Annotated in this window: 2 protein-coding genes; both read right to left on the reverse strand. The window is 69.9% G+C overall.

Annotated elements, in window-relative coordinates; translation table 11 throughout:
- Positions 1–101: 101 nt before the first annotated feature.
- Positions 102–323 (reverse strand): MbtH family protein, encoded by a 222-nt coding sequence (locus AB0H93_RS35680; protein ID WP_358579252.1) that lies wholly within the window; start codon positions 321–323, stop codon positions 102–104.
- Positions 316–18,228 (reverse strand): non-ribosomal peptide synthase/polyketide synthase, encoded by a 17,913-nt coding sequence (locus tag AB0H93_RS35685; RefSeq protein ID WP_358579254.1) that lies wholly within the window; start codon positions 18,226–18,228, stop codon positions 316–318. The genes AB0H93_RS35680 and AB0H93_RS35685 overlap by 8 nt, the downstream gene beginning before the upstream one ends.
- Positions 18,229–18,294: the final 66 nt, after the last annotated feature.

Genomic DNA, 18,294 nt, shown 5'->3' on the forward strand with positions numbered 1-18,294 from the left:
CGACTCCTTCACATCGTCATCAACCAGGCGGAGACGGCATCGGGAGGCCGCCCGGCGCGGTCGGACCGGGCGCAGGGCGACCTCACCGGCTCGGCTTCGGGTCAGGCCCGCTTCATCTTCTCGACGAGGCTCCGGGGCCGCAGGTCGGTCCAGTTCGCCTCGATGTACTCCAGACAGGCCTGCCGGGTGTCCTCCGGGTGCACCACGCGCCATCCGGCCGGGACGTCGACGAACGACGGCCAGAGGGAGTGCTGGTTCTCGTCGTTGACCAGGACGAGGAACCTGCCGTTCTCGTCGTCGAACGGATTCGTCGGACTACTCATCGCTTGCCTCCTGTATCTCCATCACAATGCGGGCGATCTGATCGGCGGACTCCGGTCGCATCATGTCCGCGTGCCTGCAGTCGATCTGGTGGGTGCGGATCTCCCCGGTCGCGTGGGGACGCCAGACGTCGAGCGCCGCCGCGCCCCCGTTCGCCTCCCGCGCGGCGGTGAAGAGCAGAACGTCGCCGCGGAAGACGCCTAGTTCGCTCGAAGCGAGCAGGGCGGTGTTGTTGCCGTACACCCGGCGGACGCCCTCGACGACCCGGTGCCAGAGGCCGTCGTCATCGCGGATGCCGAAGAGCCCTGGCAGCAGTTCCCCGATCTCGTCCGCTGTGGGCGGTTCTGCGTTCCCCGATTCGGCGGCCGTGACCGGGTAGGCATCCAGCACCGCGAGCAGTTCGACCTGCTCGCCCTCGTCCTGCAGGAGCGTGGCGAGGGCGTGGGCGATCACGCCGCCGAACGACCACCCCAACAGGCGGTAGGGGCCACGCGGCTGGATCGCTCGTACCTGCGCGGCGTAGTCCCCGGCGATCTCGGCCACGCTGGTGGGCAGTTCCTCCGCCGGATCCAGGCCGCGCGCCTGGATTCCGTAGACGGCGAAGGCGGGTGCGGCCCGGGCGAGCTCGCGGTACGACCAGGCGATACCGCCTGCGGCGTGCACGCAGAAGAGGTTCGGCTTGCCCTCGTCGGGTGTGATCGGCAGCACGACTTCGAACGGATCCTGCCGCGTTCGGCCGGACAGGTGCGGTGCGAGCCCGGCGACGCTCGGCGTCTGGAACACCGCGCCGATCCCGACCTCCACCCCCAGCTCCGCCCGGATCCGCTCGACCAGGCGCAGCACCAGCAAGGAATGCCCGCCGAGGTCGAAGAAGCTGTCGTCGACCCCGACTCGCGGCATCCCGAGAACCTCGGCGAACAGCCCGCACAACAACTCCTCGTCCGGCGTGCGAGGTGCCGCGCTCGCCGAGTGCGGGTCCGGGGCCGGCAGTGCTCGACGGTCCACCTTTCCGTTGCTGGTCAGCGGAAATTCGTCCAGCACCACCACGGCCGCGGGCACCATGTGGTCGGGCAGGGTCCGGGTCGCGTGCGAGCGCACCTCCAGCGGGTCGCAAGGTTGCCCCGCTTCGGGCACGACGTAGCCCACGAGCCGCCGGTCGCCCGGCCGGTCCTCGCGGACCACCACCACGGCTCGGGCCACCTGCGGGTGATCGGCCAGCGCCGCCGCCACCTCGCCCGGCTCGATGCGGAAGCCGCGGACCTTGACCTGGTCGTCGGCCCGACCGGCGAACTCCAGCTCGCCCTGCCGGTTCCAGCGGGCCAGGTCCCCGGTCCGGTACATCCGGGAACCGGTGGCGAACGGATCCGCCACGAACCGCTCGCCCGTCAGCCCGGGACGTCCCCAGTACCCGCGGGCCACGCCCTCGCCGGCGAGGTAGAGCTCCCCCGCCACTCCGGGCGGCACCAACCGCAAGCCCGAATCCAGCACGTACGCCCGGGTGTTGCGCAGCGCTCGGCCGATCGTCACCGGTCCCGACCGGGTCACCCGCGCCGCGGTGGACCACACCGTGGCCTCGGTCGGCCCGTAGGCGTTGACGACCTCGCCGGCCAGGGCGGCGAGCTCGGCACCGAGCCTGTCGGGGAGGGCTTCGCCGCAGGCGAGGACCCGCAATCCCCGGATCATCTCCGGGGCCGCCGACACGAGGAGCTGCCAGTGCGTGGGGGTGGCCTGCATGACCGAGATCCGGTGCTCGGCCACCAGCCGGGACAGTTCCTCAGGGGTGTTGCCGGACGACACCACCACCGCGGCACCGGTCAGCAGCGGCACCAGCAGTTCGAGGGCCGCGAGGTCGAACGACAGCGTGGTGACCGCCGCGACCCGATCGGCGGGCTCGAACCCCGCCCAGGCTTGAACCGCCGTCGAGAAGGAGGCCAGGTTGTGGTGGGAGATCACCACGCCCTTCGGGCGGCCGGTGGAACCCGAGGTGTGCAGGACGTACGACGCGTGGTCCGGCCGCAACGGTCGCCGGCGCTCCGCGTCCGCGAGATCGCTGGGAGATTCTTCGGCGATCAGGCCGAGCACGTGGGGTGTGTCCAGCTCGACTGCGGGTATCCCCGAAATCGGCAGGCCGGCCGCGACCTCGGTGGTCGTCACCACCAGCGTCGGCTCGGTGTCGGCCAGCACGAACTCGATCCGCGCCGCCGGGTAGGCGGGGTCGATCGGCGAGTAAGCGGCTCCCGACTTGAGCACCGCCAGCATCGCCACGACCATGTCCACCGACCGCGGCACCGCCAAGGCCACGACGGACTCCGGCCCCGTCCCCTGCGCGACCAGGTATCGGGCCAGCCGGTTGGCCCGCGTGTTCAGCTCTGCGTAGGACACCGAATCTCCGCCGCACACCACCGCGGTGGCATCCGGGGTCCGCACCGCCTGGGCCTCGAACGCCTCGTGCACCATCGGCGCGGGGGCCTCTGCGGTCCGCGCTTCGAGGAGCTGGTGGCGTTCGGGTTCGGTGAGGACGTCGATGTCCCCGACCCGGATTCCGGGGTCGGCGACGACTGCCTCCAGGACGCGCACGAACCGGGCGACGAGCCGTTGCGCGGTGGCGAGGTCGAAGAGGTCGGTGCTGAACTCCACCGCCCCGGCGAATCCCCGCGGCTCACCCGCTGTTCCGCTGCGCTCGGTCAGTTCCACGGTCAGGTCGAACTTCGCCGTGCGGGCGGGCGGAGTCATCTGCTCGACGTCCGCGTCCGGTAGGTCGAGGGGTGCGGCGGGACCGTTGTTGACGACCAGCAGCACTTGGAACAGCGGGGGACGGGCCAGGGACCGCTGCGGGTTCAACGCCTCCACGAGCCGCTCGAACGGCAGATCCTGATGGGCATACGCAGCCAGGTTCGTCTCACGAACCCTGCCCAGCAGCTCCCGGAAACTCGGATCCCCCGAAGTATCCGTCCGCAACACCAACGTGTTGACGAACGCACCAACAAGATCGCGCAACGCCTCATCGTCGCGCCCGGCGATCGGACTCCCGATCGGGATGTCCGTCCCCGCACCCAACCGCGTCAGCAACGCGGCGAGCGCGGCCTGCACGACCATGAACACCGTCGCTCGACTTCCACCGGCGAGGCGGATCAAGCCCGCGTGCAACTCGGGCGAGACCTCGAGATCCACTCGGCGGCCCTGGTACGAGGCCACGGCGGGTCTAGGCCGGTCGGTGGGGAGCGCCAGTTCTTCCGGAAGGTCCCGAAGGGTGTCCTTCCAGAACTCCAGCTGGCGGGAGATGACGCTACCCGGATCTTCCTCGCTGCCCAGGACTTCCCGCTGCCACAACGCGAAATCCGCGTACTGCACCGGCAAGTCCGGCCAGACCGGTGCCGCTCCGGCGCATCGCGCTGCGTACGCGGCAGCCAAGTCGCGCAGCAACGGGCCCACCGACCAACCGTCACCGGCGATGTGGTGCAACACCACCGACAGCACGACCTCGTGCTCGTCCACCACCGCGATCCGCGCACGGATCGGCAGCTCTCGGACAAGGTCGAAGCGCTCATCCACCACGGCGTCCAGCAAGGGGTCCGGCTCGGGTGCCGACACCACCGGCACCTCCAGCACCGAACCCGGGTCGTGGATCACCTGCTGCCACGGATTTCCTTCCGCAGCGGGAAAAACCGTGCGCAGCACTTCGTGGCGGTCCACCACGTCCCGCACCGCCGCCTGCAACGAGGGAACATCGATCTCACCGGTCAGCCGCCACACCAGCGGGATGTGGTACGCCGAACCCGCGGCATCGAGCTTGTCCACGAACCACAACCGGTACTGCGCGAACGACAACGGCACCCGCTCCGGCCGCGCCATCCCCGCCAACACCGGGTCCGGACCCGCCGACTTGCCGGCGAGCCCTACCCGCTCGGCCAGCTGCGCCACCGTTGGCGCCTCGAAAACCGCGCGTACGGACAACTCCACGCCACACGCGGCTCGGATGCGGCCGGTCAGCCGAGTCGCCGACAACGAATGCCCGCCGAGTTCGAAGAAGCTGTCGTCAACCCCCACCCCGTCGACGCCCAGCACCTCGGCGAACAACCCGCACAACAGCACCTCGCGCTCGGTCCGCGGCGGTGCTTTCACCGGCTTGGAACCGAAATCGGGTGCAGGCAACGCCCTCCGGTCCAGCTTCCCGTTGGCGGTCAGGGGAAGGCTCTCCAGCAGGACCACCGCTGAAGGCACCATGTGATCCGGCAGGATGCCGGCAACGTGAGCCCGCAATTCGGCCTGATCGCATCCGCCGGTTCCGGGGACGACATAGGCGACCAGGCGCTTGTCGCCCGGCCGGTCCTCACGGGCCGCTACCACGCACTGCGCCACCGCCGGATGAGCAGCCAGGGCGGCCTCGACCTCACCCAACTCGATGCGGAAGCCGCGAACCTTGACCTGATCATCAACCCGGCCAACGAACTCCAACTCACCATCCCGGTTCCAGCGAGCCAAATCCCCGGTCCGGTACATCCGCCCACCAGACGGACCGAACGGATCAGCCACGAAACGCCCCGCCGTCAACCCAGGACGCCCGAGGTATCCCCGCGCCACGCCATCACCGGCGATGAAAAGCTCACCCACGACACCGGGCGGGACGAGCCGCAAACGCGCATCCAGGACGTAGACACTGGTATTGCCCAGCGGCCTACCGATAGTGACCCGACCATTGCTGCCGACTTCCGCCGCCGTCGACCACACCGTGGCCTCCGTCGGCCCGTAGAGGTTGATCACCTCCTCGGACAAGGTCCGCAGCCTGGTCGCCAGGTGCTCCGGCAAGGCCTCGCCACCGGTCAACACCCGCAGCCCACGCAACGTCTCGGGAACCTCGGACACCAAGGCCTGCCACAAAGCGGGCGTGGCCTGCACGACCGTCGCCGCGTGATCACTCACCAGCGCCGCCAACTCGTGCGGATCCCCGACCTCACCACCCCGAGCCACGACCACCGATGCACCGTTCAGCAGCGGCGCCAGCAGCTCCACCACGGCGATGTCGAACGACAACGTCGTCACCGCCAACAACCGATCCCCCGGCCCAACCCGCAACCACGGATCGATCGCCGAAACGAACCCGCAGACATTCCGGTGAGTGACCACCACGCCCTTCGGCCGCCCCGACGAACCCGACGTGAACAACACGTACGCCGGGTGATCCGCGCACAAACCGCTCACGCGATCAACATCGACCACGTCGCCCGGACTTGCCCCCGCGACCTCCGAACGAACGACCGGATCATCCACCACCAGAACAGGAACATCGATCTCGCCGGGCAATCCTGGCACAACCCCGGAAGTCGCTACGACCAGCAACGGGCGGGCATCGGCGAGCACGAACCCGATGCGCTCGGCCGGAAAGCCCGGATCGATCGGCAAATACGCGGCACCCGCCTTGAGCACCGCCCACACCGCCACGACCATCTCGACCGACCGCGGAACCGCAAGACCCACAACGCAACCCGGCCCGGCACCACGAGCGATCAGACGCCGAGCAAGCCGATTCGCCCGGCCATTCAACTCGGCATACGACGCCGACTCATCGCCGCACACCACCGCAGTGGCATCCGGCGACTTCACCACCTGAGCCTCGAACAGCTCCGGCAGCGTCGCCACCGGAACGTCAGGTCTCCGTCCGTTCCGGTCTTCGAGGAGTTGGTCTCGCTCTTCGTCGGTGAGGATGTCGACGTCCGCCACGAGCATGTCGGGATCAGCCGCCATCGACTCAAGCACGCGAACCAGCCGCCGCAGGACCAGTTCCGCTTCCTCGGCGGTGAAGCAATCCGGCCGGTAGTCCAGGCGCAAGGTCAGCTGCTCTTCCCCCGGTACGACTACCAAAGCCAACCCGTAATGCGTTGCATCGCGTCCTTCGACGCTCACCACTGACGGCTCGTCGTCGACGGTCGAGTCAGGACCATCCGCGAGAAGGTCCGGTCCCGCCGGATAGTTCTCGTAGATCACCACCGAGTCGAACAGCTCACCAACACCGATCGCGCCCTGGATCTCCGGCAACGCCACATGCCGGTACGGCATCAACTCGACCTGCGCGGACTGAACTTCCCCCAGCAAGCCGCCAACACGCGTTCCGGACGACCACCGGACCCGCACCGGAACCGTGTTCACGCACAAACCCACCAGCGACTCGACGCCGCGGACCTCCGAGGGGCGGACCGCCACCACAGAGCCGAAAACGACGTCCCCGCTGCCGACCAGACGACCGAGCAACACCCCCCAACCAGCCTGAACCACCGACGACAACGTCACACCGCGCCCGCCGGCCAGGGCCCGCAGACCACCCAACAGTTCGCCCGACACCCCCGCGACCACACGGCCCGGCACCACTCCGCCCCGAGCCGCGCCCGGAGCCACCAGGGTCGGCTGTTCCACCCCCGCAAGGGCCTCGGCCCACGCCCGAACAGCCCCCGCACCGTCCTGATCGGACAACCACGCCAAGTAGTCCCGCCACACCGGAGCCGGCGGAAGTTCGTCCTCGGCGCAGTACAGGGCGAGCAGCTCCCGCAGCACGATCGGGAGCGACCAGCCGTCCAGCAGCACGTGGTGGTGCGTCATCACCAGACGATGGCGACCGGCCCCGATCTTCACGGCGGTGCAGCGCAGGAGCGGCGGGCGCCCCGGGTCGAACCGCTCCCGCCGGTCACGGTCGAGCAGGTCCCGGTACGCCTGCTCGACATCGTCCGCGCCCGTCAGATCGACCTCGCGCCAAGGCAGGGGCACCTGCCGGGCGACGACCTGCACCGGCTCCCGGCCGCGCCGGTCGAACCCGGCGCGCAGGCTCCCGTGCCGATCCAAGAGGCGCTGCGCGGCGTTGCGCAGTCGCTGCAGGTCCCAGGAACCGGCCAGCTCCACGCACAGCTGGACCAAGTACACATCCGGCCCCAGCTCGTCGAACCACGCGTGGAACAGCAACCCTTCCTGCAGCGGGGTCAGCGGGAGCACATCCTCGACCGCCGGGCCGGCCTGCTCGATGCGGTCCACGTCGTCCTGGCTCAGCGGAACCAGCGGGAAGTCCGACGGGCTGCCGCCACCGCCGGGGTGGCGGACGAACGCCCGGAGCGTCTCCACCCAGTCCGCCGCCAAGGCCCTCACTTCTGACTCCCCGAGCAGGCCTTCCGGCCACGACCAGGTCGCCACGAGCCTCGGTCCGCCCGGGGCGTCCTCCGTCACGGCGTCGATGGTGAGGCTGTGGGCCGCGGGCAGATCCGGATCGCTCCCGGCTCCCAGGCCCGCCCCTGGCGCCGGTGCCCAGTCCGCGGCCTCGGCCGGTGCGGTGAAGCGGCCGAGGTAGTTGAACGCGATCTGCGCATTCGCGCCGGCGAGCCGGGTATCGGGGTTGAGGTACCGCAGCATCCCGTAGCCGAGCCCGCGATCTGGCATGGCGCGCAGCTGTTCCTTGATCCGCTTGACGGCCCGCGCCGCACCCGGGCCGCCGTTGAGCACCTGTTCCCGGTCCACCTCACCGGGGTCGAGGACGACCGGGGCGATGCAGGTGAACCACCCGACGGTGCGGGACAGATCGATCCCGGCTGCCTCCTGCCTGCCGTGCGTCTCCACGTCCACCAGCACGGCGCCGCCGCCACGCCGGTGCTGCACGGCCAAGGCCAATGCGGTGAGCAGGATGTCGTCGACATTGCCGCGGAACGCGGCGGGAACGGTCGTCAGCAGCGGCAGCACGTCGTCGGCGGAGATGATGACTTCGATCGCGCGCAGCGTCGCCGAGGTGTCGGTGGCCGGATCGAGCGGCCGGTTTCCGAGCATGGGCTCCTCGACACCGGACACCAGCCGCCAGCCGGGCAGCTCGGCGAGCCGCTCCGGGGAGCGGGACTGCTCGACGAGGTGGTCGGCCCAGCCGCGCAGAGATGTGCCGACGGGTTCGAGGACCACCTGGTCTTCCCCCGCCGCGACCTGGGACCACGCGTCCTGCAGGTCGGGCAGCAGGATCCGCCAGGAGACACCGTCAACGGCCACGTGGTGGACCACGAGCAGGAGCCGGCCGGGGCAGTGGTTCCCCGCATCCAGCCAGGTCGCGGAAAGCAGCTCGCCGGTGCGGGGGTTCAGGCGGCGCACCGCGTCGTCGAGGTGCTCGCCCACGACCTCGTCGGGGTCGGGGCCGTCCAGCACGACGCGCCGCAGCCGCGAGGAGGCCCGAACGGTCCCGGGTGGGAGCACCCGCAGGTTCCAGTCGTCGAGGCTCAGCCGAAGCGCATCGTGGTGATCGATGACGGCCTGCAGGGCCCTGGCCAATTCGGCTTCGCCGACCGCCGCGGGCACCTGCACCACCATGCTCTGGTGGTACTGGTCCACCGGGCCGCCGCGATCGCGCAGCCAGTGCAGGATCGGCGTCAACGCGACCGGTCCGGCCTCCGGACCGCCGACCACCGCGCCGGGCTCGTCCGAGACCTCGGCGATGACGGCCAGGGCCGCCGGGGTCTTCTGCTCGAAGACCTGCTTCGGGCTGATCCGCACCCCCGCGCGACGGGCCTTCGCCACCAGCTGGATCGTCATGATGCTGTCGCCGCCGAGCCGGAAGAAGTCGTCGTCCGCGCCCACCTCGGCTACGCCGAGCACCTCGGCGTACGCCGCGCACAGGCGTTCCTCGCGCTCGTTGCCCGGACGTCGCCCGCGGGCGGCTTCGAACGCCGGCGCGGGCAGCGCCCCGCGGTCGAGCTTTCCGTTGGTGGTCAACGGAAGCGCATCGAGGAGCACGACCGCCGCGGGCACCATGTAGTCCGGCAGGCGACGGGTCGCGTGCGCCCGCACGCCGGCAGGATCGCACCCACCGGGGCCGGGGACGACGTAGGCGACGAGCCGTTTCTCGCCGGGCTGGTCCTCCCGGGCGACCGCGACGACCTGGGCGACGTCGGGGTGGCCGGTCAGGACGGTTTCGACCTCGCCGAGCTCGATCCGGAAACCGCGCACCTTGACCTGGTCATCGGCGCGCCCCGCGTACTCCAGCTCGCCGTCGCTGTTCCAGCGCGCCAAGTCGCCGCTCCGGTACATCCGGCTCCCGGCAGGGCCGAACGGATCGGCCACGAACCGCTGCCCCGTCAAGCCGGGGCGCCCCGAATAGCCCCGCGCCACCCCGGCACCGGCGACGTACAGCTCGCCCACCACTCCCGGCGCAACCGGTCGCAGGTTCGCATCCAGCACGTACACCCGCAGGTCCGCCAGCGGCCGGCCGATCACGCTGCGGCCGTGGCGATCCTCGGCGTCGATCTCCGCGTGGGTGACGTGCACGGTGGTCTCGGTGATCCCGTACATGTTCACCACCGCGGGCATGCCGGTTTCCCAGACCGGGACGCGAGCCGGGTCCAGGGCCTCGCCGCCCAAGACCACGCAGCGCACCCGCCAACCGTCCCGTCGGGACGGCTCGTCCTCCAGGGCCCGCACCAACTGGTAGAACGCCGACGGGGTCTGGTTCAGCACCGACACCTGCTCACGGACCAGCAGCTCCGCGAAATCCGCCGGGGAACGCGTCACCTCCCACGGCACGACCACGAGCCGCCCGCCGCCGGCCAGCGCGCCCCATATCTCCCACACCGAGAAGTCGAACGCGTACGAGTGGAACAACGTCCACACATCGCCGGGTCCCGCATCGATTCGGGAGCCGGCGACCGCCAACAACCTCGCGACGTTCGCGTGATCGACCACCACGCCCTTCGGCCGTCCCGACGAACCCGAGGTGTAGAGGAGGTACGCCGCGTTGCCCACGCGCAGCGGGGCAGCGCGATCGGCATCGGAGAGGTCCGCATCCGGCATCCCGGCCAGCACGCCGGCCGTGCGTGGATCATCGACGACCAGACGGGGCGTTCCGGGTGGCAGGGCCCGTTCGACCTCGGTGGTCGTCAGCACCAGCACGGGCTCGGCGTCGGCGAGCATGAACCCGATCCGATCGGCGGGCTGATCCGGATCGATGGGCAAGTAGGCGGCGCCGGCCTTGAGCACGGCCAGCATCGCCGAGATCATCGCGGGCGATCGCGGAAACGCCAATCCCACAACGCTTTCCGGCCCCACCCCGCGATCCGCCAAGCACCGCGCGAGCCGGTTCGCGCGGGAGTTCAGCTCCGCGTAGGTCACCGACTCGCCACCGCACGCCACCGCCACGGCGTCCGGCGACTCCGCCACCCGAGCCTCGAACAGCTCCGGCAGCGTGGCGACCGGGACATCGGCTTCCCGCCGCGCTTCGAGCAGCAGGCGCCGCTCCGCCCCGGACAGGACCTCGACGTCCCCGACCCGGACGTCGGGGTCGGCCACGACTGCTTCCAGCACCCGAACCAGCCGCCGGAGCAGCGCCTCGGCGGTGTTCGGCCGGAACAGGTCCGCGCTGCATTCGAGGAAGAGGTCGAGCCCGCCGTCCGTCCCGCCGTGCTCGAGTGCGGTGAAGGCGAGGTCGAACTTGGCGGTCCGGGCCGCGGCCGTCACCTGCTCCACGTGGACGCCGGGCAGTCGGAGCGCCCCGACCGGCGCGTTGCCGGCCGTGAGCGAGACCTGGAACAGCGGGGGTCGGGCGAGGGATCGCTGCGGGTTGAGCGCTTCGACGAGCCGCTCGAAGGGCAGGTCCTGGTGGGCGTAAGCGGCCAGGTTCGTCTCACGGACCCGCGCGAGCAGTTCCCGGAAGCTCGGATCACCGGAAGTGTCGGTCCGCAACACCAGCGTGTTGACGAAGAACCCCACCAGATCCTCGGTCGCCTGCTCCGTGCGCCCGGCGATCGGACTCCCGATCGGAATGTCCGCACCCGCACCCAACCGCGTCAACAACACCGCCAACGCGGCCTGCACCACCATGAAGGTGCTCACCTGGGACGCCTGGGCCAGTTCGACCATCCTCCGATGCGCCTCGGGGGCGACGGCGGCCGAATGGGTCCACCCCTGGTACGAAGCGGTTGCCGGACGCGGCTGGTCGGTGGGAAGGGCGATTTCTTCCGGAAGACCCCGCAGGGCTGCTTTCCAGAACTCCAGCTGGCGGGAGATCACGCTGTCCGGATCTTCTTCGCTGCCCAGGACTTGCCGCTGCCACAACGCGAAATCCGCGTACTGCACCGGCAATTCCCGCCAACCCGGCGCTTCACCGGCGAACCGCGCGGCATACGCCGCGGCCAGGTCCCGCAGCAGGGGACCTACCGACCAACCGTCGCCGGCGATGTGGTGCAACACCACCGACAGCACGACCTCGCGCTCGTCCACCACGAGGATTCGCGCACGGACCGGTGCCTCGCAGGACAGGTCGAAACCCCGCTCGACCTGATCGGCCAACACCTCCTCGACGTCATCCGCGGAGACCGCGAGCACCGGAACGTCCAGAACATCCCGGGCATCGCCGACCACCCGCTGGAACGGCACCCCCGCCACGTCCGGGAACGCCGTCCGCAGGACTTCGTGACGATCGACCACGTCCCACACCGCCGCCTGCAACGCGGGAACGTCGACCTCGCCGGTCAACCGCCAAGCAAGCGGAATGTGGTACGCCGAACCAACCGCGTCCAGCTTGTCCACGAACCACAACCGGTACTGCGCGAACGACAACGGCACCCGCTCCGGCCGAACCATCCCCGCCAACACCGGGCGCACCGACTCGTCATCGCCGTCCAACCGCGCGGCCAACTCCGCCACGGTCGGCGCCTCGAACACCGCACGCACCGACAACCCCACGCCGCACGCGGTACGGATGCGACTCACCAACCGAGTCGCCAGCAACGAATGACCACCCAGATCGAAGAAGCCGTCGTCTATCCCCACCTCGTCCACGTCCAGGACCTCGGCGAACAACCCGCACAGCAGTTCCTCGCGCGGCGTCCGCGGCGGCGTGATCGCCTTCCCGGAGCCGAAGTCCGGCGCGGGCAGCGCCTTCCGGTCCAGCTTCCCGTTGGCGGTCAGCGGAAGACTCTCCAGCAGGACCACCGCCGAAGGCACCATGTGATCCGGTCGGCTGCGGGCCACCTGAGCCCGCACCTCCGCCGGATCGCACCCCCCGGCCTCGGGGACGACATAGGCGATCAGGCGCTTCTCGCCCTCCTGCTCCTCCCTCGCCACGACCACGCACTGCGCGACCCGCGGGTGCGCAGCGACCGCGGCCTCGATCTCGCCCAGTTCGATGCGGAAACCGCGGACCTTGACCTGGTCGTCGGCGCGACCGAGGAACTCCAGCTCCCCGTTCCGGTTCCAGCGCACCCGGTCGCCGGTCCGGTACATCCGCCCGCCGGCGGCGCCGAACGGATCGGCCACGAAGCGCTCGGCCGTCAACCCGGCACGCCCCGAGTACCCGCGCGCCACCCCGGCGCCTGCGATGTACAGCTCGCCCACCACCCCGGCGGGCACCAGCTCCAGAGCGGGGCCCAGCACGTAAGCCCTGGTGTTCGGCACCGGCGGCCCGATCGGCACCTGCGGCGGCTCGTCGCCGTCGGAGTACCAGACCGCGGAGTAGACCGTGGCTTCGGTCGGCCCGTAGAAGTTCAGGATCCGGCAGTTCGGGAAGACCGCGCGGATGTCCCGGACGAGCCGGGCGGTGAAGGATTCGCCGCCCAAGATCACCGTGTGCACGCCCTCCGCCCGCTCCTGGCCGCGAATCACCTTCGCCAGGACCGACGGCACGGCGCTGACGAGGCCGCCGTCCGACAGCACCTGCGGGCGCTCCGCCAAGGTGAGGAGATCGGGTACCACTTCGATCGCCCCGCCGGAGGTCAGCGGCGGGAAGATCTCCAGCACCGAGGTGTCGAAGCTCAGCGATGTCGAGGCGAGCACGCGGGCGAGTCGTTCCGGGCCGACGACCGCGTGCGCGCACGCGACGGAATCCGCCATCCCCGAGTGCGTGACGACGACCCCCTTGGGGGTTCCGGTCGAGCCGGAGGTGTACATGACGTAGGCCGGGTTCGCCGGATCCAGCGGACCATTCCGCTCGGCGTCGGTCAGGTCGGTACCGGCGTACCGGGCCAGCGCCTCGACGACACCCGGTTCGTCCAAGACCATTCGGCCGGTCGCGAACTGCTGCTCGACGTCGCTGCGGGCGAGCAGGAGCACCGGTGCGGAGTCGGCCACCATGAACGCCAGCCGGTCGGCCGGATATGCCGGATCCAGCGGCACGTATGCGGCCCCGGCCTTCAGCACGGCGAGCAGCGCCACCACCATCTCGACGGACCGGGGGATCGCGAGCCCCACCGCGGTCTCCGGCCCGGCCCCTTTCTCGACCAGGCATCGCGCCAACCGGTTCGCCCGCGCGTTCAGCTCGGCGTACGTCACCGCCGTCCCGTCACACAGCACCGCGACCGCGTCGGGAGTACGTGCGGCCTGCGCTTCGAAGAGATCGGGGACCACGGCACCGGGTGCCGCCTGACCGCCGTTCCACTCGTGGAGGAGCCGGTGGCGCTCGGCCGCTGCGAGGACGTCGAGCTCGTGCAGTGGCCGATCGGCATCGGCGGACGCCCGATCCAGCAGCCGCAGCAATCGTTGGAGGAGCTGCTCGGCGGTGTCCGCGTCGAAGAGGTCCACGCTGTACTCCACGGACACCTCCAGGCCGTCGGGGTGCTCTCCCGAGGCCGGGAGTTCGACCGCGGTGAAGGCGAGGTCGAACTTGGCGGTGCTGATGGGGACGGCAATCGGCTCGGCGTTCCCGCCGGGCAGGTCGAGCGCGGCGATGGGTCCGTTGTTGAACGCGAGAGCCACCTGGAACAGCGGGTGACGGGCCAGGGACCGCTGCGGGTTCAACGCCTCCACGAGCCGCTCGAACGGCAGATCCTGATGGGCATACGCAGCCAGGTTCGTCTCACGAACCCTGCCCAGCAGCTCCCGGAAACTCGGATCCCCCGAAGTATCCGTCCGCAACACCAACGTGTTGACGAACGCACCGACAAGATCGTGCAACGCCTCATCGTCGCGCCCGGCGATCGGACTCCCGATCGGGATGTCCGTCCCCGCACCCAACCGCGTCAGCAACGCGGCGAGCGCGGCCTGCACGACCATGAAGGTGCTCGCCCGGCACTCCCGGGCCAGCTCGACCAATCGCCGGTGCACACCCGGCTCGACGACGGCCGAAAGAGTCCGGCCCCGATACGACGCCACGGCCGGCCGAGACCTGTCCACCGGAAGCGCCAGTTCCTCCGGAAGGCCCCGCAGAGCCTGCCTCCAGAAATCCAGCTGACGCGAAATCGCACTGCCGGGGTCGTCCTCGCTGCCCAGGGTTTTCCGCTGCCACAACGCGAAATCCGCGTACTGGACCGGCAATTCCCGCCAACCTGGTGCCTCGCCGGTGCACCGTGCCGCGTATGCGACGGCCAAGTCCCGCACCAGCGGCCCCACCGACCAACCGTCACCGGCGATGTGGTGCAGAACCACCAGCAGGACGCGGCCGCCGCCGACGATCTCCCACGATCGCACCCTGATCGGCGGCTCCACCCCCAGGTCGAAGGCCTGCGCAGAATGCTCGGCGACCACCCGCTCGACGTCGTCGGATCCGATCTCCGCTTCGGCAGTGCCGAAGGCTCGTTCCAGCGCGGTGTCGGCGTCCAGGACCTGCTGCCAGGGCACGCTGTCCTCGCCGAACGGGAATACCGTCCGCAGCGCCTCGTGGCGCGTGAGGACGTCCCGCACCGCCGTTTGCAGGGCGACGATGTCGACCTCACCGGGGATCCGCCACGCCAGGGGGAGGTGGTACGCCGAGCCGGTCGCGTCGAGCTCCCCCACGAACCACAAGCGGCGTTGGGAGAAGGACAGCGGAACCCGTTCCGGCCGCTGCTCGGCGCGCAGCGCCACCGGGTGATGCACCCCCTCCTCGGTGTCAATCCGGATGGCCAGCTGTGCCGCTGTCGGTGCCTCGAACACCGCGCGCACGGACAACTCCACACCGCACTCGGCACGGACACGGCCGGCCAATCGAGTCGCCAGCAACGAGTGGCCGCCCAGGTCGAAGAAGCTGTCTTCTACCCCCACCTCCGCAACGCCCAGCACCTCGGCGAACAACCCGCACAACAACATCTCGCGCTCAGTGCTCGGCAGAACCTTCACCACACCGGAACCGAAATCGGGAGCGGGCAACGCCTTCCGATCCAGCTTTCCGTTCGCCGTCAACGGGAAACCGTCGAGGACCACCACAGCCGACGGGACCATGTAGTCGGGCAGCCGCCGAGCCGCGTACGCCCGCAATTCGGCCGGGTCGCCGGCATCGGCCACCACATAGGCGACCAGGCGCTTCTCCCCCGGCCGGTCCTCACGGGCCACTACCGCGCACTGCGCCACCGCCGGATGAGCAGCCAGCACCGCCTCGACCTCACCCAACTCGATCCGGAAACCACGAACCTTGACCTGATCATCAACCCGGCCAACGAACTCCAGCTCCCCATCCCGGTTCCAACGCGCCAAATCCCCGGTCCGGTACATCCGCCCACCCGCAGGACCGAACGGATCAGCCACGAAACGCCCAGCCGTCAACCCAGGACGCCCGAGATAGCCCCGGGCCACCCCGGAACCAGCGATGAACAGCTCACCGGTCACTCCGGGAAGCACCGGCCGCAGGTTCGGGCCGAGGACGTAGACGCGGGTATTGCCCAACGGCTGGCCGATGGTCACCCGACCATCGCGATCGATCTCCGCCGCCGTCGACCACACCGTGGCCTCCGTCGGCCCGTAGAGGTTGACGACCTCACCGGCCAAACCGCGCAGCCGGACCGCCAGCTGCTCTGGCAGGGCCTCGCCGCCGGTCAACACCCGCAGCCCGTGAATCATCCCCGGCGCTTCGGACACCAGCGCCTGCCACAGAGCCGGTGTCGCCTGCATGACCGTCACCGCGTGGTCGGCCACCAACGCCGCCAACGCCCGCGGATCTCCGACCTCACCACCTCGAGCCACGACCACCGCCGCACCGGCGAGCAGCGGCGCCAGCAACTCCACCACGGCGATGTCGAACGACAAGGTCGTCACCGCGAGCAACCTGTCCCCTGGGCGGGCCCCCAACCACGGATCGACAGCCGCGACGAACCCGCACGCATTCCGGTGAGAGACCACCACGCCCTTCGGGCGCCCCGACGAACCCGACGTGAACAAGACGTACGCCGCGTCGTCGAGCTGCACAGCAGCACGATCCGCACAAGTGATTTCCGCACCCGAAGCGCCGGCCACCGCGGCCGCGGTTCCCGGATCGTCCAGCACGAGAACCGGAAAACCCGGTGGCATCGCGTGTTCGGCTTCGACCGTCGTCACCACCAGCACCGGCTCGGCGTCGGCCAACATGAACCTGATGCGCTCGGCCGGGAAGCCCGGATCGACCGGCACATACGCGGCACCCGCCTTGAGCACCGCCCACACCGCCACGACCATCTCGACCGACCGCGGAACCGCAAGCCCCACAACACAACCCGGCCCGGCACCACGATCGATCAGACACCGAGCAAGCCGATTCGCCCGAGCGTTCAGTTCCGCATACGACACCGACTCATCACGACACACCACCGCAGTGGCATCCGGCGACTCCGCTACCTGAGCCCCGAACAACTCCGGCAAGGTCGACTCGGCGACGACCACACCTTGCCCGTTCCACACCTCAAGCAGCTGGTACCGCTCTTCCTCGGTGAGGATGTCGATGTCCGCCACGAGCATGCCGGAATCGGCGGCCATCGACTCAAGCACGCGAACGAACCGCCGCAGGACCAGTTCCGCTTCCTCCGCGGTGAAGCAATCCGGCCGGTAGTCCAGGCGCAACGTCAGCTGCTCGTCCCCCGGCAGCACCACCAACGCCAACCCGTAATGCGTCGAGTCGAGACCTTCGACGTTCGCGACGCCCAGCGAAGGCCCCGCTGCCGCTTCGACAGCCGTTCCTGGCTTGGTCGGGTAGTTCTCGAAGATGACCACCGAGTCGAACAGCTCACCAACACCCAGCGCACCCTGGATCTCCGGCAGCCCCACATGCCGGTACGGCATCAACCCGATCTGCGCGGACTGGACCTCCGCCAGCAAATCTCCGACACGCGTCCCAGGCGACCACCGAACCCGCGCCGGAACCGTGTTGACGCACAACCCCACCAGCGACTCGACGCCCCGGACTTCCGGGGGGCGAACCGCCACCACAGAGCCGAAAACCACGTCCTCGCAGCCGACCAACCCGCCGAGCAACACCCCCCAAGCAACCTGAACCACCGACGACAACGTCACACCGCGCTCAGCCGCCAGACACCGCAAATCGCCCAGCAAACCCGCCGAGACATCAGCCACCGCACGATCCGGCACCACTCCGCCCCGACCCGCGCCCGGAGCCACCAAAGTCGGCTGTTCCACCGCCGAAAGAGCCTCACCCCACGCCCGAACGGCCCCCGCACCGTCCTGATCCGACAACCACGCCAGGTACTCCCGCCACGCCGGAGCCGGTGGGAGCCCGCTGGTGTCGCCGTCTCGGGAGTACAGCTCGACCAGCTCATCGACCACGATCGGCAGCGACCAACCGTCGAACAGGGCGTGGTGGCACGTCATCACCAGGCGGACGCGGTCAGCGGCGAACCGCACCGCCATGAAGCGCACCAGCGGCGGTCTCCCCAGGTCGAACCGCTCGTTCCGGTCCGCCGCAAGGACATCCGCGAAGGCGGCCTCCGGGTCGGCCGCCGCCACCAGGTCGAGTTCCCGCCAAGGCACCCGCACCCGCCGGGCGATCACCTGCACCGGCTCCCGGCCACCGCGGCGCACGAACGCCGCGCGCAAGCTCGCGTGCCGGTCCACCAACGCCTGAGCGGCTGCCCGCAACCTCGGGACGTCGCAATCGCCTTCGAGATCGACGCGCAGCTGGACGATGTAGACGTCCGGCCCCTGCTCGTCGTACCAGGCGTGGAACAGCAACCCCTCTTGCAGCGGGGTAAGCGGGAGAATGTCCTCGACTGCTGATTTCTTAGCGGTCACGGCAAACCTCACCAGTCCAGCCGGATTTCCACTGCAACGTTAGAACGACAACATCGGAAAACAAAC

Origin of the sequence: Saccharopolyspora sp. NPDC050642 (assembly GCF_040654735.1) — a bacterium.
GTDB classification, from domain to species: domain Bacteria; phylum Actinomycetota; class Actinomycetes; order Mycobacteriales; family Pseudonocardiaceae; genus Saccharopolyspora; species Saccharopolyspora elongata.

Coding starts and splice junctions, on each gene's coding strand:
- AB0H93_RS35680 (WP_358579252.1), bottom strand. CDS start 323: ATGAGTAGTCCGACGAATCCGTTCGACGACGAGAACGGCAGGTTCCTC.